22 protein-coding genes are annotated in these 20,665 nt (G+C 65.8%); 12 read left to right on the top strand and 10 right to left on the bottom strand.

All coding sequences use genetic code 11. The features are described from left to right. Position 1 precedes the first annotated feature (1 nt). The gene (locus CSQ99_RS08560) at positions 2 to 403 is read left to right on the top strand and encodes a hypothetical protein (RefSeq protein WP_099038624.1); all 402 of its coding nucleotides are present in this window, start codon (positions 2 to 4) and stop codon (positions 401 to 403) included. Here CSQ99_RS08560 and CSQ99_RS08555 read toward each other — a convergent pair. Continuing rightward, a complete protein-coding gene (locus CSQ99_RS08555; RefSeq protein WP_099038623.1) occupies positions 381 to 1,517 on the bottom strand; it encodes an FAD-dependent oxidoreductase in 1,137 nt (378 codons plus the stop codon). The two genes, CSQ99_RS08560 and CSQ99_RS08555, sit on opposite strands and share 23 nt — an antisense overlap. Before the next feature lie 102 nt (positions 1,518 to 1,619). Between CSQ99_RS08555 and CSQ99_RS08550 the strand changes: the two genes are divergently transcribed. Beyond that, on the top strand, positions 1,620 to 2,162 hold the full coding sequence (locus CSQ99_RS08550) for a TetR/AcrR family transcriptional regulator (protein WP_099038622.1): 543 nt from the start codon (positions 1,620 to 1,622) through the stop codon (positions 2,160 to 2,162). A 13-nt stretch (positions 2,163 to 2,175) separates the two neighbouring features. Continuing rightward, positions 2,176 to 2,622 carry a hypothetical protein gene (locus CSQ99_RS08545; RefSeq protein ID WP_099038621.1) on the top strand — a complete coding sequence of 149 codons (447 nt, stop codon included), beginning with the start codon at positions 2,176 to 2,178 and terminating at the stop codon, positions 2,620 to 2,622. A gap of 19 nt (positions 2,623 to 2,641) precedes the next feature. Here the strand turns inward: CSQ99_RS08545 and CSQ99_RS08540 are convergent, their stop codons facing one another. Beyond that, positions 2,642 to 3,334, bottom strand: a complete 693-nt coding sequence (locus tag CSQ99_RS08540) for a hypothetical protein (protein ID WP_099038669.1) — start codon at positions 3,332 to 3,334, stop codon at positions 2,642 to 2,644. A gap of 40 nt (positions 3,335 to 3,374) precedes the next feature. Here CSQ99_RS08540 and CSQ99_RS08535 point away from each other — a divergent pair, with 40 nt between their 5' ends. Both CSQ99_RS08535 and CSQ99_RS08530 read left to right on the top strand, forming a co-directional pair. Then, positions 3,375 to 4,115 (top strand): ATP-binding cassette domain-containing protein, encoded by a 741-nt coding sequence (locus CSQ99_RS08535; protein ID WP_099038620.1) that lies wholly within the window; start codon positions 3,375 to 3,377, stop codon positions 4,113 to 4,115. Positions 4,116 to 4,129: 14 nt separating this feature from the next. Next, the gene (locus tag CSQ99_RS08530) at positions 4,130 to 6,124 is read left to right on the top strand and encodes a YhgE/Pip domain-containing protein (protein WP_176560932.1); all 1,995 of its coding nucleotides are present in this window, start codon (positions 4,130 to 4,132) and stop codon (positions 6,122 to 6,124) included. A gap of 6 nt (positions 6,125 to 6,130) precedes the next feature. On the opposite strand, the gene CSQ99_RS08525 is transcribed toward CSQ99_RS08530, so the two are convergent. After that, a complete protein-coding gene (locus tag CSQ99_RS08525; protein ID WP_099038618.1) occupies positions 6,131 to 7,660 on the bottom strand; it encodes an acetyl-coenzyme A carboxylase carboxyl transferase subunits beta/alpha in 1,530 nt (509 codons plus the stop codon). Positions 7,661 to 7,686: 26 nt separating this feature from the next. On the opposite strand from CSQ99_RS08525, the gene CSQ99_RS08520 reads away from it, so the two are divergent. Genes CSQ99_RS08520 through CSQ99_RS08490 form a run of 7 tightly spaced genes read left to right on the top strand, consistent with a single transcriptional unit; the run spans position 7,687 to position 14,642 of the window. Continuing rightward, a complete protein-coding gene (locus CSQ99_RS08520; protein WP_099038617.1) occupies positions 7,687 to 8,421 on the top strand; it encodes an enoyl-CoA hydratase in 735 nt (244 codons plus the stop codon). Continuing rightward, positions 8,421 to 9,530: an MBL fold metallo-hydrolase gene (locus CSQ99_RS08515; protein WP_099038616.1), complete on the top strand. Its 1,110-nt coding sequence runs from the start codon at positions 8,421 to 8,423 to the stop codon at positions 9,528 to 9,530. The genes CSQ99_RS08520 and CSQ99_RS08515 overlap by 1 nt, the downstream gene beginning before the upstream one ends. A 27-nt stretch (positions 9,531 to 9,557) precedes the next feature. Next, entirely contained in the window at positions 9,558 to 11,141 is a 1,584-nt protein-coding gene (locus CSQ99_RS08510; protein ID WP_099038668.1) for a serine hydrolase, read from the top strand. Beyond that, complete coding sequence (locus CSQ99_RS08505) at positions 11,138 to 13,525, top strand: cation-translocating P-type ATPase (protein WP_099038615.1); 2,388 nt, start codon at positions 11,138 to 11,140, stop codon at positions 13,523 to 13,525. Before CSQ99_RS08510 ends, CSQ99_RS08505 begins: the two co-directional genes overlap by 4 nt. Before the next feature lie 10 nt (positions 13,526 to 13,535). Then, a complete protein-coding gene (locus CSQ99_RS08500) occupies positions 13,536 to 13,820 on the top strand; it encodes an antitoxin (protein WP_099038614.1) in 285 nt (94 codons plus the stop codon). A 5-nt stretch (positions 13,821 to 13,825) separates the two neighbouring features. Next, positions 13,826 to 14,272, top strand: coding sequence for a type II toxin-antitoxin system Rv0910 family toxin (locus tag CSQ99_RS08495; protein ID WP_099038613.1), 447 nt, complete (start codon positions 13,826 to 13,828; stop codon positions 14,270 to 14,272). A 4-nt stretch (positions 14,273 to 14,276) separates the two neighbouring features. Next, a complete protein-coding gene (locus CSQ99_RS08490) occupies positions 14,277 to 14,642 on the top strand; it encodes a glyoxalase superfamily protein (RefSeq protein WP_099038612.1) in 366 nt (121 codons plus the stop codon). An 86-nt stretch (positions 14,643 to 14,728) separates the two neighbouring features. Here CSQ99_RS08490 and CSQ99_RS08485 read toward each other — a convergent pair whose 3' ends face one another. Genes CSQ99_RS08485 through CSQ99_RS08455 form a run of 7 tightly spaced genes read right to left on the bottom strand, consistent with a single transcriptional unit; the run spans position 14,729 to position 20,652 of the window. Then, positions 14,729 to 15,295, bottom strand: a complete 567-nt coding sequence (locus CSQ99_RS08485) for an isomerase (RefSeq protein ID WP_099038611.1) — start codon at positions 15,293 to 15,295, stop codon at positions 14,729 to 14,731. After that, complete coding sequence (locus CSQ99_RS08480; RefSeq protein WP_099038610.1) at positions 15,295 to 16,521, bottom strand: cytochrome P450; 1,227 nt, start codon at positions 16,519 to 16,521, stop codon at positions 15,295 to 15,297. Before CSQ99_RS08480 ends, CSQ99_RS08485 begins: the two co-directional genes overlap by 1 nt. Beyond that, positions 16,518 to 16,928: a hypothetical protein gene (locus CSQ99_RS08475; protein WP_099038609.1), complete on the bottom strand. Its 411-nt coding sequence runs from the start codon at positions 16,926 to 16,928 to the stop codon at positions 16,518 to 16,520. Before CSQ99_RS08475 ends, CSQ99_RS08480 begins: the two co-directional genes overlap by 4 nt. Then, on the bottom strand, positions 16,928 to 17,980 hold the full coding sequence (locus CSQ99_RS08470) for an NAD(P)H-dependent amine dehydrogenase family protein (protein WP_099038608.1): 1,053 nt from the start codon (positions 17,978 to 17,980) through the stop codon (positions 16,928 to 16,930). Before CSQ99_RS08470 ends, CSQ99_RS08475 begins: the two co-directional genes overlap by 1 nt. Beyond that, positions 17,973 to 19,022 carry an NAD(P)H-dependent amine dehydrogenase family protein gene (locus CSQ99_RS08465; RefSeq protein ID WP_099038607.1) on the bottom strand — a complete coding sequence of 350 codons (1,050 nt, stop codon included), beginning with the start codon at positions 19,020 to 19,022 and terminating at the stop codon, positions 17,973 to 17,975. Before CSQ99_RS08465 ends, CSQ99_RS08470 begins: the two co-directional genes overlap by 8 nt. Continuing rightward, a complete protein-coding gene (locus CSQ99_RS08460; RefSeq protein ID WP_099038606.1) occupies positions 19,019 to 20,236 on the bottom strand; it encodes a cytochrome P450 in 1,218 nt (405 codons plus the stop codon). Before CSQ99_RS08460 ends, CSQ99_RS08465 begins: the two co-directional genes overlap by 4 nt. Further along, on the bottom strand, positions 20,233 to 20,652 hold the full coding sequence (locus tag CSQ99_RS08455; protein WP_099038605.1) for a hypothetical protein: 420 nt from the start codon (positions 20,650 to 20,652) through the stop codon (positions 20,233 to 20,235). The genes CSQ99_RS08460 and CSQ99_RS08455 overlap by 4 nt, the downstream gene beginning before the upstream one ends. Between the last annotated feature and the right edge of the window lie 13 nt (positions 20,653 to 20,665).

Raw genomic sequence — 20,665 nt, 5'->3', positions numbered from 1 at the left:
CATGACCTCTACGTCGACGGTGGCACGACGGGCGTGCGCGGCGCTCGCGGTCGCTTCTGCGAGTCTGCACGCGGCGATGCTGGGCCACTCGCCCAACGTGATCGCGGCCGGTCTGCTCGCGACGATGATCGTGGCGTGCCTGTACTGCGCGCGCGAACTGTGGCGTGACGGTGCGGCGCGCGCCTGGGTGGTCGTCGCCCTGATGAACATCGCGATGATCGCGCTGCACCTGCCCGGCCCCGCGCATCACCACGGCACTGCAAACGCAGCGGCGCCACCGTCGTCGACGCTCATGGCGGTGGCGACACTGCTGGCACTCGTCGAGGTCGTCGCCGCGACCGCCGCGCTCTACGCAGGCAGCCGCGGCCGCGCCGTGGAGCTCACCGGTACACCAGACCGCTGAGCTTGCGGGCGAGCGCCACCCGGACCGCTGGCACCCGCCCGAGCAGGCCGATGACGGCATTGCGGATCGGGCGTGCCGCGCGCGGCAGCGTGGCCAACCGGGTGAGTCGATCCGTCATCGCCACAACGTCTTTGGCGATCGGGCGGCGAACGGCGGTGTAGTCGTCGAGCAGGGTCTCCGGTGCGCCGCCAAGGACAGCGGCCAGCGCATCGCCCAACGCGACCGCGTCCTGGATGCCCAGATTCATGCCTTGCCCGCCGGCGGGGCTGTGCACGTGCGCCGCGTCGCCGGCGAGCAGCAGGCGGCCCGCGCGGTAGGTGTCGGCGACGCGGTGATGAACGCGGAACCGCGAGCCCCAGATGACGTCGGTGACGGTCATCCGGTCCGCGCCGACGCGGGTGTCGAGAATCTGCTGGACGAACTCCGCAGTGGGTTCCTCGGGGGCGTCGGTGACCGGCGCGACGATTCGGTACACGCCGTCCGGCAGCGGCGCCACTACGGTCAGGCCCGCGGTCGCCCAGAACAGGATCACCTCGTCGTGTGGCGCGTCGCCGGCGAGTCGGACGTCGGCCAGCACGAAGGACTCGTCATACGCGCTGCCCTCGAATCCGATGCCGGCCTGCTCGCGCACGGTGCTGTGAATGCCGTCGGCGCCGACGACGTAGCGCGCGCGGAAGACCGCACCGTCGTCGAACGTCGCGGTCGCCCCATCGGCGTCCTGCTCGATCGCCATGACGGTCGTCGGTCGCAGCACCGCACCGCCGAGTTCTTCGAGGCGTTCCAGCAGCAGCCGCTCGGTGGTCGACTGCGGCACCATCAGCGAGTACGGATAGTCCGTCGGCAACCCGGAGAAATCGATCGGGATCAGCGTGCGGCCCCGGTCGCGGATCGTGAACAACGGCGCCGCGACGCCTTCCTTCACGAGCCGCCTGGCCACGTCGAGAGGTTCGAGAACCTCGAGCGTGCGGGCATTCACCACCGCAGCCCGGGACGTGTTGGCCCCAGCGGCCTGCTGATCGACGACGGTGGTCGCGACTCCGCGGGCAACCAGCGATGCGGCCAGCGTCAACCCGGTCGGACCTGCGCCGATAACGAGAACTTGGGTGTCATACATCGGTCTCTCCTTCACTCGTGCCAGCTATGCCAACGCTTGTTGGCATAGATGATTCCCCCGGATGGCCCCGATGTCAACACCTGTTGGCCTACAATCGTTGGCATGCGCAGATCGGCAGAGCAGACGAAGGCGGTGATCCTGGCCGCGGCCAGGGAGAGGTTCGCCAAATCGGGGTTCGAGCGGGCCACCATCAGGGCGATCGCCGCGGACGCCAACATCGACCCGTCGATGGTGATGCGCTACTTCGGTAGCAAGGACCAGCTGTTCGCCGCCGCGGCCGATTTCGACTTGGAGCTTCCCGATCTGTCCGCCGTCGACCGCGACCAGCTGGGAGTCGCGCTGGTCGACCACTTCATCAGTCGCTGGGAACGCGACGAAGTGCTTATCGTGCTACTGCGCGCGAGTGCCACCAATGCCGAAGCGGCGCAACGGATGCGGACGATGTTCGCGACTCAACTGCTACCGGCGGTCGCGAAGATCAACCCCGACGCACCGGAACGTCGCGCGGCGCTGATCGCGACGCAGACGCTCGGGCTGGCGTTGTGCCGATACGTGCTGCGACTGCCGCCGATCGTCGCCATGCCGCATGACGAGGCCGTCGCCTGGCTGGGACCCTCCGTTCAGCGCTACCTCGAGGCGCCCTAGATAATCGGCGGTGATGTGGACCCCGACGCTTGTCCTGATCGCCGTAACCACCCTTGCCGCCTGCGCTCTTCTCGGAGGCGGTCTCTACGAAACCGTTGTCGTCGACCCGGCCTGGCCCAAGCGGCCCGGCATCATCCAGGCGCAGAACGGGGGGATCTCCCGGCGCCGGTTCTGGATTCCCGCACACACCCTGTTCGAGGTGCTGCTGATCGTGACGCTCATCGCCGCCTGGCGCGACGCCGACGTCCGATTCGCCCTGCTGGTGGCGCTGGTCAGCCACGCCGTGATGCGGGTGTGGTCGTTTGTCGACTTCGTGCCAAGGGCGGTGAAGTTCGAGAAGGCGGATCCGGCGGGCGTCGACGAGGCCGCCGCGGTGGCGTGGACTCGGCGCAGCCTGTTGCGCCTGCCGCTGGATTTCCTCACCTGCGCGGCGTTGCTTGCGGCGCTTGCCGTCGCGTAACCCGCTCGGCGCCTAAGGGTCAGGCCTCGATCTCGCCGGCGATCTTGCGCTCGATGGCCGCGCGGGTGACGGCCGGCAGCACGATCAGCCCATCGAGTTCCTTGCGGGCTCGGGTGTAGGCGGCCTTGCGTTCTTCGTTGGTGGCGCCGCCGTCTGATGCGAGGCGCAGCAGGTGCTGTGCGCGCTCGAGGCGTTCCTGCGCGTCGGCGGAGAAGTCGCTGCGGCGCCTGCGGGTCGCCTCGGCCTCGGCTACGTCGAACGCGGCAACGTATTCGTGCACGGCGTCGCGATACTCCAGTTGCGCGTCGCGGTCATCGAGGATGTCGTCGACGCCGTCCGGGCGCAGCAGGTCGGCACGGCTGCGGGCCTTGTGGAAGGCAATGGTCAACGGATCGCGCATATCGGTCATCAGCGGAAAGTCCAACAGCCTGGCGACGTCGATCTCGTATTCCAGCCAGCGGGCGTCGGTGTTGTCGTGGCGGGCCAGCACTTTCGTCATCTCGCGACGATTGGCCGTCTCGTTGTTGCGCGACCGGTTCGATGCCTGCGCGAGTGCCACCTTGGTCTGCTGTTTGATCCGGTAGCGCTCCAGCCGTCGCTGCGCGCGACGTTCGTTGGCCGCCTGCACCGCCTTCAGTCCACCGCCGATCACGCCACTGAGCGGAAAGACCAGCCACCAGTAGTTCGAGGCGAAATGGAGCAGAGGTTCCACATTCCCCAGAATGCCACCGTCGATGTGCTGCAATTGCCCGATGTCGGTGCCTTACGGCGATCAAGCCCCAGACGAGGAGCCGCCGACACCGGCGGTGAGCGCGCGGGGAATCCGCATGAAAGGTCCGTGGGGGCCGGTCTACGGTCCCATCGATCTGGACATCGACGCGGGTGGGGTCACCGTGTTGCGGTGTCCCGCCGGATCTGGTCGCACCGCGCTGCTGATGACGCTCTCGGGCCGCATGCGTCCGATGTCCGGAGACCTCACGGTGATGGGCCGCACCCGCACCACCCATATCTTCGCCAACGCCGCGCTGGCGGGCGTCGACGAGCTCGACACCGTCGCCGAGTCCGTCACCGTCGCAGACCTGATCACCGAGCAGCTCCGCTGGGACGCCGCCTGGCACCGGTTGATCCCGCGGGCCGACCAGGCCGACCTGGCCAGGGTCTGCGGCCCGGTCTTCGGTGAGCTGCCGCTGCCGCCGCTGACCGAGTACGTCGAGGAACTCACCGAACTCGACGGTCTGCTGCTGCGGATCGCGCTGGCCAACACCGCCCGCCCCGAACTGCTCGTGGTCGGCAACCTCGACCAGGTCGCCAGCGATGACAGCCGCGCGATGCTGTTGGGTCGGCTGATCGAACTCGGGCGCGAACAGACCGTCATCACCGCCAGCGTCAACGCGGTCGCAGGCTATGTCGGTGGCCCTGCGGTGCGCGCCGAATTGGCGGTGCACAACGTCACCCGCGCCGAACTGATCGGACAACACGAGGGGGGCGAGTAACCGTGCTTGCCGGAATGTCTCTGGGCACAGACCTGAAGCGCTATTCGCGGGGTCTGCTGCCGCGCATCGCCCTGATCACGATCATCCTGATGCCACTGCTGTACGGCGCCATGTACCTGTGGGCGTTCTGGAATCCGTTCGCCGAAGTGGACAAGGTTCCGGTGGCGCTGGTCAATGAGGATCGCGGCGCGACCGCCCAAGGTCAGCAGGTCCGGGCTGGCGACGAGGTGGCCGCCGCCCTGATCGACTCGGGTCAGCTCAATCTGTCCGAGGTGTCGGCCGCCAAGGCGGCCGAGGGTGTGGCGAGCGGGGAGTACTACTTCTCGATCACGTTGCCGCAGGACTTCAGCTCCGGCATCGCGTCGGTGTCGGGTACCGATCCGCAACAGGCCAAGCTTCGTTTCACCTTCAACGATGCCAACAACTATCTCGCGTCGATCATCGGCCAGAACGCGGCGCGCGAGGTCCTCAATCAGGTCAACGAAAGGATCGGCGAACGCACGGTCGGCACCGTGGTGACCGGGCTCTCCGATGCGGGCTCCGGGCTCGAGCAGGCCGCCGATGGCGCCCAGCAGCTGTCCACCGGGCTGGACCAGGCCAACGACGGTGCGCAGCGGCTGGCGACCGGGTCTGACGCGCTGGCGTCGGGGCTCGACACCGCACAGGCCGGTTCGGCGCAATTGGCGGCGGGCACCCGGCAGCTGTCGACGGCCGTGGACACGGCGACGGACCCGCTGATCCACATGCTCGACCGGGTCGGTGCGCTGAGGCTGGACCCGGCCGAGGTCGGCGCCGCCGCACAGCATTTGAGCGCTGCCGTGCGATCGACCACAGATAGGATCGCCGCGCTCAACGTCGACCAGGTGCAGGCCGCGGCCATCGTCGAGGCGGCCGTCGGATTCCTGAGGTCCAATCCCGACCCCGCGGTGCGCCACATGGGTGAGGTGCTGGCCCGTGCCCAGGGGCTGCTGCGCGCCCAGGGGATCGACCCGACCACCGATTCAGGCCTGATTCGATTGCGCGACAGCGCCGCTGCGTTGGAGAACGAACTCGGGGACCCGAACAGCAAGCTGCGAACCTTCATCACCAGCGCGCTTGACGGCGGGCTGAGGAACGATGTCGCCAAACTGCGCGACGGCGTCGAGCAGCTGAACTCGGGAGCCAACCGCCTCGACGACGGTCTGCGGCAACTGTCCAACGGAGGCCACGAGATCGCCGATGGGGCAGGACAACTCGCCGATGGAACCAAGAAGCTGCAGGCGGGTGCACAGGAACTGGCGACGAAGTTGGGGCAGGGTGCCAAGCAGGTACCGTCGTGGACACCGACTCAGCGCACCGAGGTGGCGCGCACACTGTCGGCTCCGGTCGGCCTCGACATGGTCAACAACAACCCTGCCGCCACCTTCGGAACCGGTTTCGCGCCCTTCTTCATGCCGCTGGCATTGTTCATCGGCGCACTGATCGTCTGGATGTTGTTGACACCGTTGCAATCCCGACCGATAGTCAACGGGCTGGGTGCGCTGCGCGTCGTGCTCGCCTCATACTGGCCGGGGTTGCTGATCGTGGTCTGCCAAGTGGTGGTCATGTATCTCGTGGTTCACTTCGGAGTCGGCTTGCACGCCAAGTATCCGATCGCGACCGTCGGCTTCCTGGTCCTTGTCGCAGGCACGTTCCTGGCCATGATCCAGGCGTTCAACGCGGTGTTCGGGGTGGCGGTCGGACGTGTCGTCACGTTGGCGTTCCTGATGTTGCAGCTGGTGTCCGCCGGCGGTATCTATCCGGTAGAGACCACCGCGAAGCCGTTCCAGGTCATCCATCCGTTCGACCCGATGACCTATGCGGTCAACGGTTTACGTCAGCTCACCGTCGGCGGCATCGACTCTCGGCTGTGGATCGCGACGGCGGTCCTGGCCGCGCTGCTGGCAGCCTCGTTGGCCGCCAGCGCGTGGGCGGCCCGAAGAAACCGGCAGTACACGATGGAGCGATTGCATCCGCCCATCGAAGTCTGATCCTCATCAGAGCCCGATTCGGCGATAGCGCGCCAACCTGGCGGCGAGCCGCTCGGAGTCGGGCATCGAGCGCAACGAGTGAAGTTCGGTGGCAATGGTGGCCGACAGCCGTCGCGTGAACGCCAGCGGCTCGTCGGCCGCATCGGGAGATTCCGGCACGATCGCGTCGACGATACCGCTGCCCAGCAGGTCGGCCGACCGAATACCCTGCGCCGCAGCCAGTTCCGGCGCGTGCTCGGTATCGCGGAACACGATCGCGCTTGCCCCCTCTGGCGGCAGCGGGGCGAGCCAGCCGTGCAGCGCGGCCAGCACCCGGTCGGCGGGCACCATCGCCAGCGCAGGCCCGCCGCTGCCCTGGCCGAGCAGCACCGACACCGTCTGCGTGTCCAGTGTGACGAGATCGGCCAGACACCTTGCGATTTCACCGGCCAGGCCGTCCTGTTCGGCTTCGACGGTGAGTGCAGGCCCCGCGGTGTCGATCACGAGCACCAGAGGCAATTTGAGCCCGGCGGCCAACGTCATGCCCCGTCGAGCCTCGCGCAGGGCCGCAGGGCCGACTCGGAGGGCTGGGCCCACACCCGCAGGGTAGGGGAGAGCGGAGCGACCCGGGATTGACTCCAGCCCGCCGAGCACACGCTGCTGACCGAGCACCACGGCGGGTTGACCGCCGAACCTGGCCAACGCCAGCAGCGTGGTGGCATCCTCGCCGCGGCCGGTACCCGAGAGCAGCACCCGCTCCGACGTGCCGTGCCGCAGCAGGTAGCCAACACCGGGCCGGTCGGGTCGGCGAGAGGCCACCACCGACTCCCACGCCGGCACATCGGGTATCTGCCCGGCTTCGGGCGGTGGCGGTGGCGGATCAGGTGGGTCGGCGAGGACCTTCAGGGTGCGGTCGAGCGTCGAGCGCACCGCCTCGAGCGGAACGATCCCGTCGATGACGCCGTGGCGCTCCAGGTTCTCGGCGGTCTGGACGTCTGGAGGGAACGGTTCGCCGTAGAGATGCTCGTAAACCCGGGGGCCGAGGAAGCCGATGAGTGCACCCGGCTCGGCGGCGGTGACATGACCGAGTGAACCCCAGGACGCGAACACCCCGCCGGTCGTGGGATGACGCAGGTACACCAGGTACGGCAGATGCGCCCGCTTGTGTAGTTCGACCGCTGCCGTGATCTTGACCATCTGCAGGAACGCAACGGTGCCCTCCTGCATGCGGGTGCCGCCCGAACTGGGCGACGCGACCAGAGGCAGCCGCTCGGCCGTCGCCCGGGCCACCGCGGTGGTGATCCGCTCGGCCGCGGCGACCCCGATCGAGCCGGCCAGGAAGTCGAACTCGCAGGCCACCAGTGCCACCCGTCGGCCGAAAACCGTGCCCTCGCCGGTCAGCACCGACTCGTCCAGGCCCGTCTTGGCGGCCGCGGCATCCAGTTCCCGCTGGTACGCCTCGCTGCGTTCGACAACCAGCGGCGTGGTGTCCCAGCTGCGGAACGAATCCGCATCCAGCACAGCATCGCGCAGGTCAATGGCACCGATCCGGCTCACACTCAGAGGTTATATAGGGTGACGCCATGATTGGTGTGACCCGCGACGGCGACGTCCTGACGCTGGAAATGCAGCGCGCCGACCGCCGCAACGCGCTCAATGGCGCGCTCGTCGACGGCCTGCGCGAAGCCGTGGAGAAGGCCGCGAACGAGGATGTCAGGGCAATCGTGCTGACCGGCCAGGGTCACGTGTTCAGCTCGGGTGCCGACCTGACCGACGCAGCGGGGGTGGCCGAGGAGCTGCCCGACAAGGCCAAGGCACTCAACATCGCGATCGACCAGGCCCCCGTGCCGGTCATCGGCGCAATCAACGGCCCAACGATCGGAGCCGGCGTCATCCTCGCGATGATCTGCGATCTACGGGTCGTCGCACCCGAGGCCTACTTCCAGTTCCCGGTCGCGAAATACGGCCTGGCGCTGGATAACTGGAGCATTCGACGGCTGACGTCGCTGGTCGGGGCCGGCCGGGCCAGGGGCATGCTGCTCGGCGCGGAACGGCTCACCTCCGAGGCTGCGCTGCACACCGGTATGGCCAACCGCATCGGCACGCTGGCCGATGCGCAGGCCTGGGCCGCCGAACTCGCCGGCTACGCGCCGTTGGCCCTGCAGCATGCCAAACGCGTGCTCAACGACGACGGTGCCTATGAGGACCCGCGGCCCGAGCACACCGAGATGTTCGATCGGGCCTGGGCCAGTCAGGACGTTATCGAGGCTCAGGTGGCGCGCATCGAAAAGCGGCCACCGAGGTTCCAGGGCGCCTGATGATCTCCGCGGCGCTGCGCATCGGCTTCGGGACGGCAACGCTTGTGGCCGGGGGATGGGCCCTGCGTGCGCTTCAGGGCACCCCCTCGGCGCTTGGCGCCTCGCCGGTCGAGATCGACGGTGTTGCCAAGGAGTCCCCGAACTACAAGGACGGTGTGTTCGTCAACCTGGAGTCGGCGAGCCCGGTCAGCCTGACCCGCCAGGAGCAGTTCCTGCTCGTCCGCGAGGTCATCGGCGGAAGCTCGAGCCAGCAACCGTCCCAACCGGTCCCGCTGGTCACGCCCGACCCGAGCGTGGCGCCCGGCGATCTCGCCGCAACGTGGTACGGCCACTCCTCAGCGGTCATCGAGATCGACGGTTATCGCGTGATGGCCGACCCCGTCTGGAGCGACCGCTGCTCACCGTCGAAAACGGTCGGCCCGCGGCGGCTGCATCCGGTCCCCGCCCCGTTGGAGGCGCTGCCCGCGATCGACGCGGTCATCATCAGCCACGACCACTACGACCACCTCGACATCGACACCGTCAAACAGCTGGCACGCACCCAGCGGGCCAAGTTCTTCGTCCCGCTCGGCATCGGCGCCCATCTTCGGGCCTGGCACATCCCCGCCGACCGGATCGTCGAACTCGACTGGAACGAAAGCGCCCGCCTCGGCGACCTCACGCTGGTGTGCACCCCGGCGCGGCACTTCTCCGGACGGTTCCTGACCCGGAACACCACCCTGTGGTCGTCCTGGGCGCTGATCGGACCAAGCCACCGCGCGTTCTTCGGCGGGGACACCGGATATTCGAAGAGCTTCGGCGACATCGGTGCAGAGCACGGACCGTTCGACCTCACCCTGATGCCGGTGGGGGCTTACCACCCGGGCTGGCCCGATATCCACATGAATCCCGAGGACGCGGTCCGCGCGCACCGCGACGTCTCCGATGCGGGGCTGCTGGTGCCGATCCACTGGGCCACCTTCCGCCTCGCCCCGCACCCGTGGTCCGAACCGGCGGAGCGGCTGGTCAAGGCCGCTGAATCCGAGGACGTCCTGATCGCGGTGCCGAAGCCGGGACAGCGAGTGTTGCCCGACGCGGCATTGGCGGCCGACCCGTGGTGGCGCCTCTAAAGCGTGCCGACGGGATACGGTGCACGCATGAACGCACTGGCCAGGCTGGCTGTCGTGGGGTTGCTTGTCTTTCTGCCCGGCTGCACGGAAAAGCCTGCCGAACCGGCGCCGCCATCCACTCCGACACAGGCCGACGTCCCCCCGCCGCTGGTGCCCGCGATGCCCTTGCCCGAGAACGCCGTCGACAAAGCCGTCGCCAAACTCGACGGCATCGCCGAGGAGTTGATGCGCAAGTCCGGCATCCCCGGTATGGCGGTCGCTGTGGTGCACCAGGGAAAGACCGTGTACGCGAAGGGTTTCGGCGTACGGGATGTAGAAGCAGGTGACAGCCAGACAAACCGAGTGGACACGGATACGGTCTTTCAGCTGGCATCGCTGTCAAAGCCGCTTTCCTCGACGGTGGTCGCCCACCAGGTCGGTGTGGACGCGATCGGCTGGGACACCCCGATCGTGTCCAAGCTTCCGTGGTTCGCACTTTCTGATCCGGTGGTCACGCGAATGGTCACCGTCGGCGACATGCTCTCGCACCGCTCCGGCCTTCCCGACCATGCGGGCGACATGCTCGAGGACATCGGCCACGACCGCCGCTATGTGCTGGACCGGTTACGTGACTTTCCGCTGGATCCATTCCGAATCTCCTACGCCTACACCAACTACGGTTTCACCACTGGGGCCGAGGCGGTCGCGGTGAGCGCCGGTAAACCGTGGGATGTGCTCGCCGACGATGTGCTGTTCGACCCGCTTGGTATGCCGTCGACGAGCTACCGGTTCGCTGACTACGAGTCAAGGGCAAACCGCGCCCTCGGTCACATCCACATCGATGGTCGCTACGAGCCGATGTTCTTCCGCGACGCGGATCCGCAAGCACCCGCGGGCGGTGTGAGTTCGTCCGTCAACGACATGACCCGCTGGCTCGCGATGGTGTTGGCGGACGGAACGCACGACGGCAAGCAGATCGTCGACGCCGACGCGCTGTTGCCCGCGATCACCCCGCAGATCGTGTCGAGTCCCGCATCCGAACCCGCGATGCGGTCGGGCTTCTACGGATTCGGCTTCAACACCGGGACGACGTCGGGTGCGCGCACGGAACTGAGCCATTCCGGCGCATTCGAACTGGGAGCGGGGACGAACTTCGTGATCCTGCCGTCGGCCGACGTGGCGATCGTCGCGCTGACCAACGCCACCCCGTCGGGGGTACCCGAAACGCTCACCGCCCAGTTCGCAGATCTGGTGCAGTTCGGCGAGGTTCGGGAGGATTGGTACGGCCTCTACAGCGGGGTCTTCGCTGAAATGGAGAAGCCCGTGGGGTCTCTCGTCGGCAAGGTGCCGCCGTCGAGCCCGGCGCCTGCCGCGCCGTTGCCCGCATACGTCGGCACCTACAACAACGACTACTGGGGCCCGGCCAGAGTTACCGAGAAAGACGGCACGTTGATGCTGGCGCTCGGACCGAAGCTCAGCGTGCCGTTGGAGCATTGGGACGGCAACGTCTTCACCTTCAAGTTCGTCACCGAAAACGCTCCGCCCGGAACGATTTCCAAAGCGACCTTTGACGGTGACAACCTGGTGCTCGAGTATTACGACGAGTACGGAAAGGGGACGTTTACCAAATGACAACCGTCCCCGTCGTGACCGCGGGTCTCACCGATACCGAAGTCGCGCAACGTGTCTCCGAAGGCAAGACCAACGATGTGCCGACCCGTGCGGCGCGCAGCGTCTCCGAGATCGTCCGGGCCAATGTGTTCACCCGTATCAATGCGATTCTGGGTGTGCTGCTCATCATCGTGCTGTCCACCGGGTCGGTGATCAACGGTGCATTCGGTCTGCTGATCATAGCCAACAGCGCGATCGGCATCATCCAGGAACTGCGGGCCAAGCAGACACTGGACAAGCTGGCGATCGTCGGGCAGGCGAAACCTCTGGTGCGCAGGCAATCTGGTAGCAAGGCGGTGCTGCCCGCCGAGATCGTCCTCGACGACATCATCGAACTCGGGCCGGGAGACCAGATCGTCGTCGACGGTGAGATCGTCGAGGAGGCAAATCTCGAGGTCGACGAGTCGCTGCTCACCGGCGAGGCCGACCCGATCGCGAAGGACGCCGGCGACGGCGTGATGTCGGGCAGCTTCGTCGTCGCGGGCAGCGGCGCGTACCGGGCCACCAAGGTTGGCCGGGAAGCCTACGCGGCCAAGCTCGCCGACGAGGCCAGCAAGTTCACGCTGGTGAACTCCGAACTGCGTAGCGGCATCAACAAGATCCTGCAGTTCATCACGTACCTGTTGATTCCCGCGGGTCTGCTGATCATCTACACACAGTTGTTCACCACCGACTCGGGATGGCGGGAGTCGGTGTTACGGATGGTCGGCGCGCTCGTGCCCATGGTGCCCGAAGGCCTCGTGCTGATGACGTCGATCGCCTTTGCCGTCGGCGTCGTGCGACTGGGCCGCAGGCAGTGCCTGGTCAACGAACTACCCGCCATCGAAGGACTGGCCCGTGTCGACGTCGTATGTGCCGACAAGACGGGCACTCTCACCGAAAACGGTATGCGGTTGTCGGATCTCAAGAAGCTTGACGAGTCGGCCGCGGCCGATGTGCTGGCCCAACTCGCCGCCGACGATGCCCGGCCCAACGCGAGTATGCAGGCCATCGCCGAGGCCTACAAGATGCCACCCGGATGGCAAGCCACCGCAACCGCACCGTTCAAGTCCGCCACCAAGTGGAGCGGCGCGTCCTACGCCGACCATGGCAACTGGGTGATCGGCGCTCCCGACGTGCTATTGGAGCCGGGCTCTGAAATCGCCCGGCAGGCAGAGGAAATCGGCGCAAAGGGCTTGCGGGTGCTGCTGCTGGGCTCCTGCGAGCTGGCCGTCGATCACGCGCAGGCGCCCGGCCGAGTCACGCCGGCGGCATTGGTGGTTCTCGAGCAACGCGTGCGCCCCGATGCCCGCGAGACCCTGGAATACTTTGCGGAGCAGAAGGTTTCGATCAAGGTGATCTCGGGCGACAACGCGGTGTCGGTCGGCGCGGTGGCCGGCTCACTCGGCCTCGAAGGCGAGACGATGGACGCGCGTCAGTTGCCCGACGAGCCCGACCGGCTCGCCGACACCCTCGAGGAGTACACCACGTTCGGTCGGGTGCGGCCCGACCAGAAGCGCGCCATGGTGCATGCGCTGCAGTCACGCGGACACACGGTGGCGATGACCGGCGACGGCGTGAACGACGTGTTGGCGCTCAAAGACGCCGACATCGGTGTGGCGATGGGTTCGGGCAGTTCGGCCTCACGTGCGGTGGCTCAGATCGTATTGCTGGACAACAAGTTCGCGACGTTGCCGTATGTCGTCGGCGAGGGGCGCCGCGTGATCGGCAACATCGAGCGGGTCTCGAACCTGTTCCTCACCAAGACGGTGTACTCGGTGCTGCTGGCGATCCTCGTCGGCCTTGGCGGGCTGTCGTCCAAGATCTTCGGGACCGATCCGCTGCTTTTCCCGTTTCAACCCATCCACGTCACGATCGCGGCGTGGTTCACCATCGGCATCCCGGCCTTTGTCCTGTCACTGGCCCCCAACAACGAAAGGGCCCACACCGGATTCGTCCGCCGCGTCATGACCGCGGCTCTGCCGTCGGGCACGGTGGTGGGCATCGCGACATTCACGTCGTATCTGGTGGCGTATCAAGGGCGTGCGGCGACACCGGTGGAGCAGATGCAGGCGTCGACTGCGGCGTTGATCACCTTGCTGGTCTCGGGAGTCTGGGTGCTTGCGGTAGTGGCGCGGCCGTACCAGTGGTGGCGGGTGGCGCTGGTGGTCGTGTCGGGGCTGGCGTACGTGGTGATCTTCTCGATCCCGCTGGCGCGAAAGGCGTTCATGCTCGACGCGTCGAACATCAAGATCACATCGACGGCGCTGATCATCGGTCTCGTCGGGGCGGCGGCGATCGAGGTCATCTGGTGGGTCCAGGGAGCCATTTTGGGGGAACGCCGCAGGTTGTGGCGGTCGGAGTAGGGTTGGTCGCATGGCATTCCTCGACAAGCTGAAGACCGTGCTGGCCAAGAACGCCGACAAGGTGGACACCGCGATCGACAAGGCCGGTGACATCGTGGACAAGAAGACGCAGGGCAAATACACCCAGCACGTCGACAAGGTGCAGGACGCGGCCAGGAAAGCCGTGGACAAGAACACCGCCGACCAAACCGGGCAGGTGCCCCCGACGCAGCAGTCGGGCCAGGCCCCGCCATCTGCGCCCCCGCCAGGGACTCCGCCGCAGCAGCAACCCCCGACGGCCCCACCGAGCCCCTAGTACGGATGGCCAAACTCTCTGTTTCCGTCGACGTCCCGTTACCGCCGGAGCAGGCGTGGGAGTGCGCGTCTGATCTGTCGCGCTACAAAGAGTGGCTCAGCATTCACAAGGTCTGGCGCAGCAAGCTGCCCGAGACCCTGGATAAGGGCACGATCATCGAGTCGATCGTGGAAGTCAAGGGCATGCCCGTCCGGATCAAGTGGACCATCGTGCATTTCAAGCCGCCGGAGACCATCACCCTGGACGGCAAGGGCGAGGGCGGAGTCAAGGTCAAACTCATCGGCAAGGTGAAGTCCTCCAAGAAGGTCAAAGCGGGCTCGTCAGTTACCTTCGACGTTCATCTCGGCGGGGCTGCGTTGTTCGGTCCCATCGGCATGGTCGTGGCCAGTGCGCTGAAGAGCGACTTCCGAGAGTCGTTGGACCGCTTCAAGACTGTGTTCGCGCCGGCCTGAACGCATGGAATTCGAGCGCGCCGTTCCTGTCCTCCGCATCTTCGACCAGGCCAAGGCCGAGGAGTTCTATCTCGACTACCTGGGCTTCACCACCGATTGGGAGCACCGGTTCGGTCCGGACTTTCCGCGGTACGCCCAGATCAGCCGATCGGAGCTGATCATTCACTTGTCCGAGCATCACGGTGATGGCACACCGGGCAGCGTCGTGTTCGTGCCGATGCAGGGTATCCGTGAGTTCCACGCCGAGATCAGCTCTCGCGATTACCGATTCGCGAAACCCGGACTCGAAGACGAGCCGTGGGGATTGACGATCGACGTGACTGACCCGTTCGGCAATCAGTTGCGCTTCTGCGAACGGGCCGGGGGCTGACGGCGGAAGCGGCGAGTGGCTACCTATCCGACGCAACTCAGCCAAATCCGTAGGCTAACTGGCCACTCGGCGAGGGGGACGGGGGGTTAACGGCGGAAGCGCTTGCCGACCAGCTTGGCGAACTCGACCGTCGAGCGGCGCACCGATTCGAACTCCAGCGACACCAGCAGGGTGTCCACCATCGCGAACGGCAGGGTGGTGGCCACCGCACCGCGGCCATACTCGATATGCCATGACCCCGGATGGATGGTCATCCCACGGGCTTGGCCCCTCACCATGTGCGCGTGTTCACCGGGCAACAGGGTTGCGGCGGAAATATCGTCCGATTCGATGTCATACCAGTCGATTTGGCCGGCCATCAGGAACTTGTGCACGTCCACATGCTTGTAGCGACCCGAAAAGCCCTGGGTGCCAGTGGGCGAGCCGAAGATGACGATGTACTCGCGCGGGCTGAAGTAGAGGAACCGGACCTTTCCGAGGATGCCGCCGGCCTTACTCCCCACCCAGCGTCCTGGTGTCGGATCGATGAGGTCGGGGTATTCGTCGGCGAGTGCCCGGATCGCCTGGCCGATCAACTCACCCTTCTCCAGCGGCAGGCCGACGACCTGCTTGGCCACCTTGCCCAGCACGTCGGGATCGATCTGGTAGGACATCAGCCGAACTCTATCGGCAGGCTGGTCGGCCCACTGAGACCCAGGAGGGGTTTCCAGGGCACCGATTCGGTGCGTTGCGGGTTGGGGATGCGCTGGGCGAGTATCTTGAGCGCCTCCGCGAGTTCCAGCCGCGCCAGGTTGGCGCCGAGGCAGTAGTGCACGCCGCCGCCGAAGGTCAGGATGGGTGGGGGTGCGTCGCGGGCGATGTCGAAGCGTTCCGGGTCGTCGTAGATCGCGCTATCGCGGTTGGCGGCATAGGTATTGACGATGATGAACGTGCCGGCCGGAAAGGTGTAGTCGCCGATTGCGATGTCCTCGGTGACGCTGCGCACCGTGCTGCACATCGACGGCGAATGCCGCATCGTCTCCTCGACCGCGCGCATCGCCAGGTCTGGCTGGTCTCTGAGCAGCGACCATTGCTCGGGATGATCGCAGAGCACCTGCATGGACGCGGCGAGCTGGCTCCGCGTGGTGTCGGTGCCGGCCACCAGAATGCTGAACGCCAGCATGCGCAGTTCACCGCCGTCCAAGCGGTCGCCCGCATCCTCGATGCGAATGAGTTCGGAGAGCAGATCATCGGTCAAACTCTTTCGCCTGGCCGCGATCATGTCGTCGATGTAGGCGTCGAACTCGTCCCATGCCTTGAGGACGACGGGCTCCTCGTCGGCGAGATTGCAGTCGAAGCTCACGATCTTGAAGATGTCGTCGGCCCATCGTGAGAACTGTCGCCAGTCCTCACGCGGAGCGCCGAGCAAGGCGCAGATGACCGGGATCGGATACGGACGCGCGATATCCGTGACGAACTCACAGCGGCCCGAGTCGGCCACCCGATCGATGAGCTCGTTGACCACCGTGTGAATGGTGTCGTGCATCCGTGCTGTCGCACGTGGGGTGAATGCCTTCGAGACCAGGCTTCGCAGCCGACGGTGTTCGGGGCCTTCCATGTTCAGGATGCTGCCGGTAACCCTGTCCCACAACGGGCCTGACGTGATGCCGTGGGCGGAGAGGTGGATGCCCTTGGGGACGACGAACCGCGGGTCGCGGAGCACGGTTCGGGCCAGCTCATAGGAAAGTACCTCGGGGCCGATCGGTCCAAGCGCGATGGGGGCGACCTGCTGCGCGGCCCGAAACTGGGGATAGATCTCCTGCGGAGTGTCGGTGACGTCGTAGCTCAGCGTCGGAAGGCCCGCGTCGAACACGCTGGGTTTGGCGGCGGCGACAGTCATGGCACGTTCGTTGCGAGAAACGTCAGCGGTAGGCTGAGCGCCGAAAGGTCGATTTCGTCGAGAAAGGTACCGTCTCCCGAGAAGCTCTGACGGAAGCGCGTTTTCGACCCGTAGCGTTCGGCGACGGCCTCCGCCGCCGAGGCTGCGGGAACCTGCAACACGACGGTGTAGACGCCATCGCCCTCTTCGGCCAGGAACTGGCTCACCGATTTCGCGACCGATGCAGTCGCGCCGGGTAGCGGGCTGATGATTTCGATCCCTCGTGCCCAGTCCAGGTTGATCCGCACGCCGAGTTCGGTCAGTTCGGCCGGAGCGAGGGCGAAGCCGAGGTCAATGAACATCTGCGCGACGGACTCGTGGCGCTCGTCCGCCACGGCGAAGACAACGTGATGCAGCGACGGCGTCATCAGCGGACCAGCCCCCGGGGTTGGATCAGACCGAGGTCGAGGTGCGTATGCCAGCCCGGTGCGGCATCGCACACATCCGGGATGGCGTTGATCGCACCCATCGCGGTCCAGTCATAGCCGGGATGCGTCATGGTGCCGTCGGCCCGTTCGACGCCTTCGAGGGTCAGCGCGGTCGGCGGATCCCCTTCGATCTCGATGCGGTACAGCGTCTTTCCCAAGCTCCACGGCGGGTCGAGCTTGTCCGGAGTCGTCGTCGTATACAGGGCCTCCAACACGATGAGCCCAGTGCCGTCGACCCATGCCGTCCACTCATGGCGCTGTGCTGCGACCGTGCCCTGCGGAATCACACCGAGTTCGTGAGTGATGTCCTCGGTGGCGACGGCGGCCTCCAATGCCGATGTCACATTGTCGATCGTGACGCCGAGCCCGTCGGCGACCATATACATCGACTGAGCGAAGAAGACGGTACCGAGCCCCAGAATCGTCGGTTCGGAGAGGAACTTGTCCTTCTCCTTGCCGAACCCGAGCCAGTCGATGTGGTCCAGCGGCGCATCGGTCAGGACGTTCACGACTTCGAGGACCCTGATCTTCTCGATCTTGCTCATCACGCGCGCAAGGGTGAGGGGAAGGATGTCGCCTGCGTAACCCGGGTGAATCCCGCCGGCGTGGAATGACGTCCCGCCGTCGCTGCAGGCGGCGCGGATCTGCTCGCCGCCCTCGCGGAAGGTCTCGGTGGGATGGAAGAACCCGCTTGTGGTGACGACGTTCTTACCCGAGCGCAGCAACCGGCACACAGTGTCGACGTCCATGATGATCGGCGTGTAGAACACGCAGTCGGCATCCATCGCGACAATCGCTTCGATGTCATCGGTCGCAACGACACCTGTCGCTGCGATGCCTGCGATCTCGCCCGCGTCCTTACCGACTTTGTCCTTGCTGTGCACCAGGACACCCACCAGGTCGAACACCGGATTGTCGGCGAAGTGCCGGATTCCGACCTGGCCGACGTCACCCGTCATCCACTGGATGATTCGGTAGCTCTTCTCAGACATTCAGGACCCCTCGCGGGAGTGGCAGCGGCAGATTGTTGTACGTGGCGATGCCGGGCGGTGCGGCGATGACAGCGGGGACCGCGGTGATCGCGGGCACCGCGGTGATCGTGAGTCCCAGCAGTATGTAGTCCTCGATGGTCTCGCCGACAAAGTCCGGCGGTGGCTCGAAGGCCAAGGTGGTCTTGATCGTCGGTCGCCCCTCGACCGTGATTTTGTAGCCGAATCCCATCTCCCACAGAGGATCCAGTGCTTGGCCTTTGGTCCATACCGCCCGTACTTCGACGACGTCCCGGTCACCGGCATAGCCCTTCCAACTCACGTCGATTCCCGCCACGCAGCCCTTGGCGATGACCCAGTCGCCGGGTAGGTTGACGTCCTCCGTGGCCTGGGCGTACTTGGCTTGGCAGCGAATGTCGTCGAGTTCGACCCCAAGGGCGTCGGCGACGAGCATGACCGCTTCACGGAATATTCCGGATCCCTGCGCGGTCACCGCAAGCAGGTCCGGGTAGTCGATCGGGTATCCGAACCCCATGATCTTCTCGGTCTCCGGAGAGTTGTAGATCGTGGTGTCAAAGGATTCCTCGATGTACACCCGATCGATCCGGTCGGACAGCCCTGCCGAGACGATCGCGAAGAGTTGGATGAAACCGGGGTTCAGTCCGCTGCCGAAGATCGTCGAATTGCCGACCTCGCACGCCCTCGCGACGCGATCACGTCCGTCACCGAGCCGATGGCCGGTGATGAATTCGGACGTGGTCACGACGTTGATGCCCGCTTCGAGAATGCGAACGAGATGGTCGACGTCGGCGAACATCTGGTTGTAGACAACGCAATCCGGTTTGAGTGCGATCAAGGCGTCGACGTCGTCGGTGGCCAGCACACCGAGTTGTTGGATGCCGCATAGTTCGCCGACGTCGCGGCCAACCTTTTCCGGCGACCACGCGTAGCACCCGATCAACTCAAGCTGTGAGTTCTCGACGACTGCGTGTACCGATTTCCTGCCGATGTTGCCGGTCGTCCACTGGACGACGCGGTAGGTCATGCCGACTTCTGGTCGGGAGTGAAAGTCACTGGAATAGCACGGAAACCCCGGGTGACGGAGTTGCCGTGGAAAACGGCGTCCTCGCCCGGCGCCAGGCTGTAGTCGGGCATCCGGGTCAGCACCTGTTCGACTCCGATGCCGAACTCCAGGCGGGCCAGGTTGGAGCCGAGGCACCGATGGACACCGGCGCCGAATCCGAGGTGGCGATTGGACTTGCGGTCGAGGATGCAGCGGTCCGGATCGGGAAACTCCTCCGGGTCGCGATTCGCCGAGGCGTAGTTGACGATGACGGATTCACCGGGGCAGAAGGTGTGTCCGCTCAACTCGACTTCCTGGGTGACCGTGCGCGGGATTCCGTGAATCGACCCGGAGTAGCGAAGGAACTCCTCGATGGCGCGGGGCCGCAACTCGGGGTGGTCGATCAGGCGATCGCGCTCCTCGGGATGCGTCGCAAGATAGTGAAAGGCGAACGACATCGCGCTCGCTGTCGTTTCGAGACCCGCCTGGACCAACAGCATTGCATTGCCGACGATGTCACCGAACTGCAGTTTCTCGCCGTCGATCTCGGCGTTCAGTAGGACGTCGATCATGTCGTCGCGCGGCGGCTGGGTGGTTCGCGCGGTGATCGCGTCGTGCAGATGTTGGTACAACCCGCCCCACGCGATCCCGCGGGCCTCCTCGGTGTCACCGTTCAGCGCGGTGTCGGTGAGCTCGATGCACAGCGGAACGTCGTCGACGGGTAGGCCGAACAGGTATTTGAAGAACACGATGCCGGGCTGTCGCCAGGCCACCTCGGCTAGGTCGCCGTGACCGCGTTCGATGAAATCATCAATGAGTCTGTCGGTTTCATCTCTGATCTGCGGTGTCAGCGCCTTCATCCGTCCCGGTGAGAAGTACGGGTTGAGGACCTTGCGGAACTGCTGTTGGCGCGGCGGATCGAGGGTGATCACCAGATCGCCGGTGAGCTGCTCGGATGCCTCAGGAGTCGGGTTGGACGAGAAGTGCTCCCAGTCCTGCAGGATCTTGTAACAGTCCTCGTAGCGGACCGCCACCCAGGCACCGCCGGGCGTCGCGCTCAGGAACGGCGTATCGGTGTGCGCGAAGGGTGAATTGCGGCGCATCACCTCGTAGACGTTGTAGAGGAAGTCGTTGTCCTTGAAATCGTCGTGGCGCAGGTCCCAGTTGTCCGCTTGCTCTTCAAGAGATTTCGTCACGGCGCCTCCTGCTCGGCGGCCTGACGCGCCTCTCGCTCCTCGTGGATCCGGACGAGTTCGCGCCAACCGATCCGGTTGTACTTCGGAACCGGTTGAATGCCCCAATCGTCTCGTGCGGTGTCCTTACCCTCGGCCCCTTCCGGGGGGCCCAGCGGTGGATAGGGAACCTTGCACTCCAGGGTGTCATCCGAGTAGCGCACCTTCAGCAGCTCGCTGCAGATCTCGGTGAGGCTCAGCGTCGGGTAGCCGTAGTAGACGGCCATGAACGGCAACGTGAATGCACCCTCGATGACGAGCGCGACGAGGCACACCAGCACCGCACGCTTGATCCACTTGTGCATGTTCGCGTAGTACGGCGTGGTGCCCGGCGGGAGATCCTCGGCCTTGGGGTTCGTTTCGGATTCAGGTGTCGTCATCACAGTATCGCTC

Source organism: Mycobacterium neglectum, assembly GCF_002591975.1.
Classification (GTDB): Bacteria; Actinomycetota; Actinomycetes; order Mycobacteriales; family Mycobacteriaceae; genus Mycobacterium; species Mycobacterium neglectum.
Note: the sequence above shows the minus strand (reverse complement) of the source record. Positions and strands in the feature narration are given on the sequence as shown.

What these genes read in the sequence shown, in the direction of transcription:
- CSQ99_RS08560 (WP_099038624.1), top strand. Translation starts at nt 2, where the DNA reads ATGACCTCTACGTCGACGGTGGCACGACGGGCGTGCGCGGCGCTCGCG.
- CSQ99_RS08555 (WP_099038623.1), bottom strand. Translation starts at nt 1,517, where the DNA reads ATGTATGACACCCAAGTTCTCGTTATCGGCGCAGGTCCGACCGGGTTG.
- CSQ99_RS08550 (WP_099038622.1), top strand. Translation starts at nt 1,620, where the DNA reads ATGCGCAGATCGGCAGAGCAGACGAAGGCGGTGATCCTGGCCGCGGCC.
- CSQ99_RS08545 (WP_099038621.1), top strand. Translation starts at nt 2,176, where the DNA reads ATGTGGACCCCGACGCTTGTCCTGATCGCCGTAACCACCCTTGCCGCC.
- CSQ99_RS08535 (WP_099038620.1), top strand. Translation starts at nt 3,375, where the DNA reads ATGTCGGTGCCTTACGGCGATCAAGCCCCAGACGAGGAGCCGCCGACA.
- CSQ99_RS08530 (WP_176560932.1), top strand. Translation starts at nt 4,130, where the DNA reads ATGTCTCTGGGCACAGACCTGAAGCGCTATTCGCGGGGTCTGCTGCCG.
- CSQ99_RS08520 (WP_099038617.1), top strand. Translation starts at nt 7,687, where the DNA reads ATGATTGGTGTGACCCGCGACGGCGACGTCCTGACGCTGGAAATGCAG.
- CSQ99_RS08515 (WP_099038616.1), top strand. Translation starts at nt 8,421, where the DNA reads ATGATCTCCGCGGCGCTGCGCATCGGCTTCGGGACGGCAACGCTTGTG.
- CSQ99_RS08510 (WP_099038668.1), top strand. Translation starts at nt 9,558, where the DNA reads ATGAACGCACTGGCCAGGCTGGCTGTCGTGGGGTTGCTTGTCTTTCTG.
- CSQ99_RS08505 (WP_099038615.1), top strand. Translation starts at nt 11,138, where the DNA reads ATGACAACCGTCCCCGTCGTGACCGCGGGTCTCACCGATACCGAAGTC.
- CSQ99_RS08500 (WP_099038614.1), top strand. Translation starts at nt 13,536, where the DNA reads ATGGCATTCCTCGACAAGCTGAAGACCGTGCTGGCCAAGAACGCCGAC.
- CSQ99_RS08495 (WP_099038613.1), top strand. Translation starts at nt 13,826, where the DNA reads ATGGCCAAACTCTCTGTTTCCGTCGACGTCCCGTTACCGCCGGAGCAG.
- CSQ99_RS08490 (WP_099038612.1), top strand. Translation starts at nt 14,277, where the DNA reads ATGGAATTCGAGCGCGCCGTTCCTGTCCTCCGCATCTTCGACCAGGCC.
- CSQ99_RS08485 (WP_099038611.1), bottom strand. Translation starts at nt 15,295, where the DNA reads ATGTCCTACCAGATCGATCCCGACGTGCTGGGCAAGGTGGCCAAGCAG.
- CSQ99_RS08480 (WP_099038610.1), bottom strand. Translation starts at nt 16,521, where the DNA reads ATGACTGTCGCCGCCGCCAAACCCAGCGTGTTCGACGCGGGCCTTCCG.
- CSQ99_RS08475 (WP_099038609.1), bottom strand. Translation starts at nt 16,928, where the DNA reads ATGACGCCGTCGCTGCATCACGTTGTCTTCGCCGTGGCGGACGAGCGC.
- CSQ99_RS08470 (WP_099038608.1), bottom strand. Translation starts at nt 17,980, where the DNA reads ATGTCTGAGAAGAGCTACCGAATCATCCAGTGGATGACGGGTGACGTC.
- CSQ99_RS08465 (WP_099038607.1), bottom strand. Translation starts at nt 19,022, where the DNA reads ATGACCTACCGCGTCGTCCAGTGGACGACCGGCAACATCGGCAGGAAA.
- CSQ99_RS08455 (WP_099038605.1), bottom strand. Translation starts at nt 20,652, where the DNA reads ATGACGACACCTGAATCCGAAACGAACCCCAAGGCCGAGGATCTCCCG.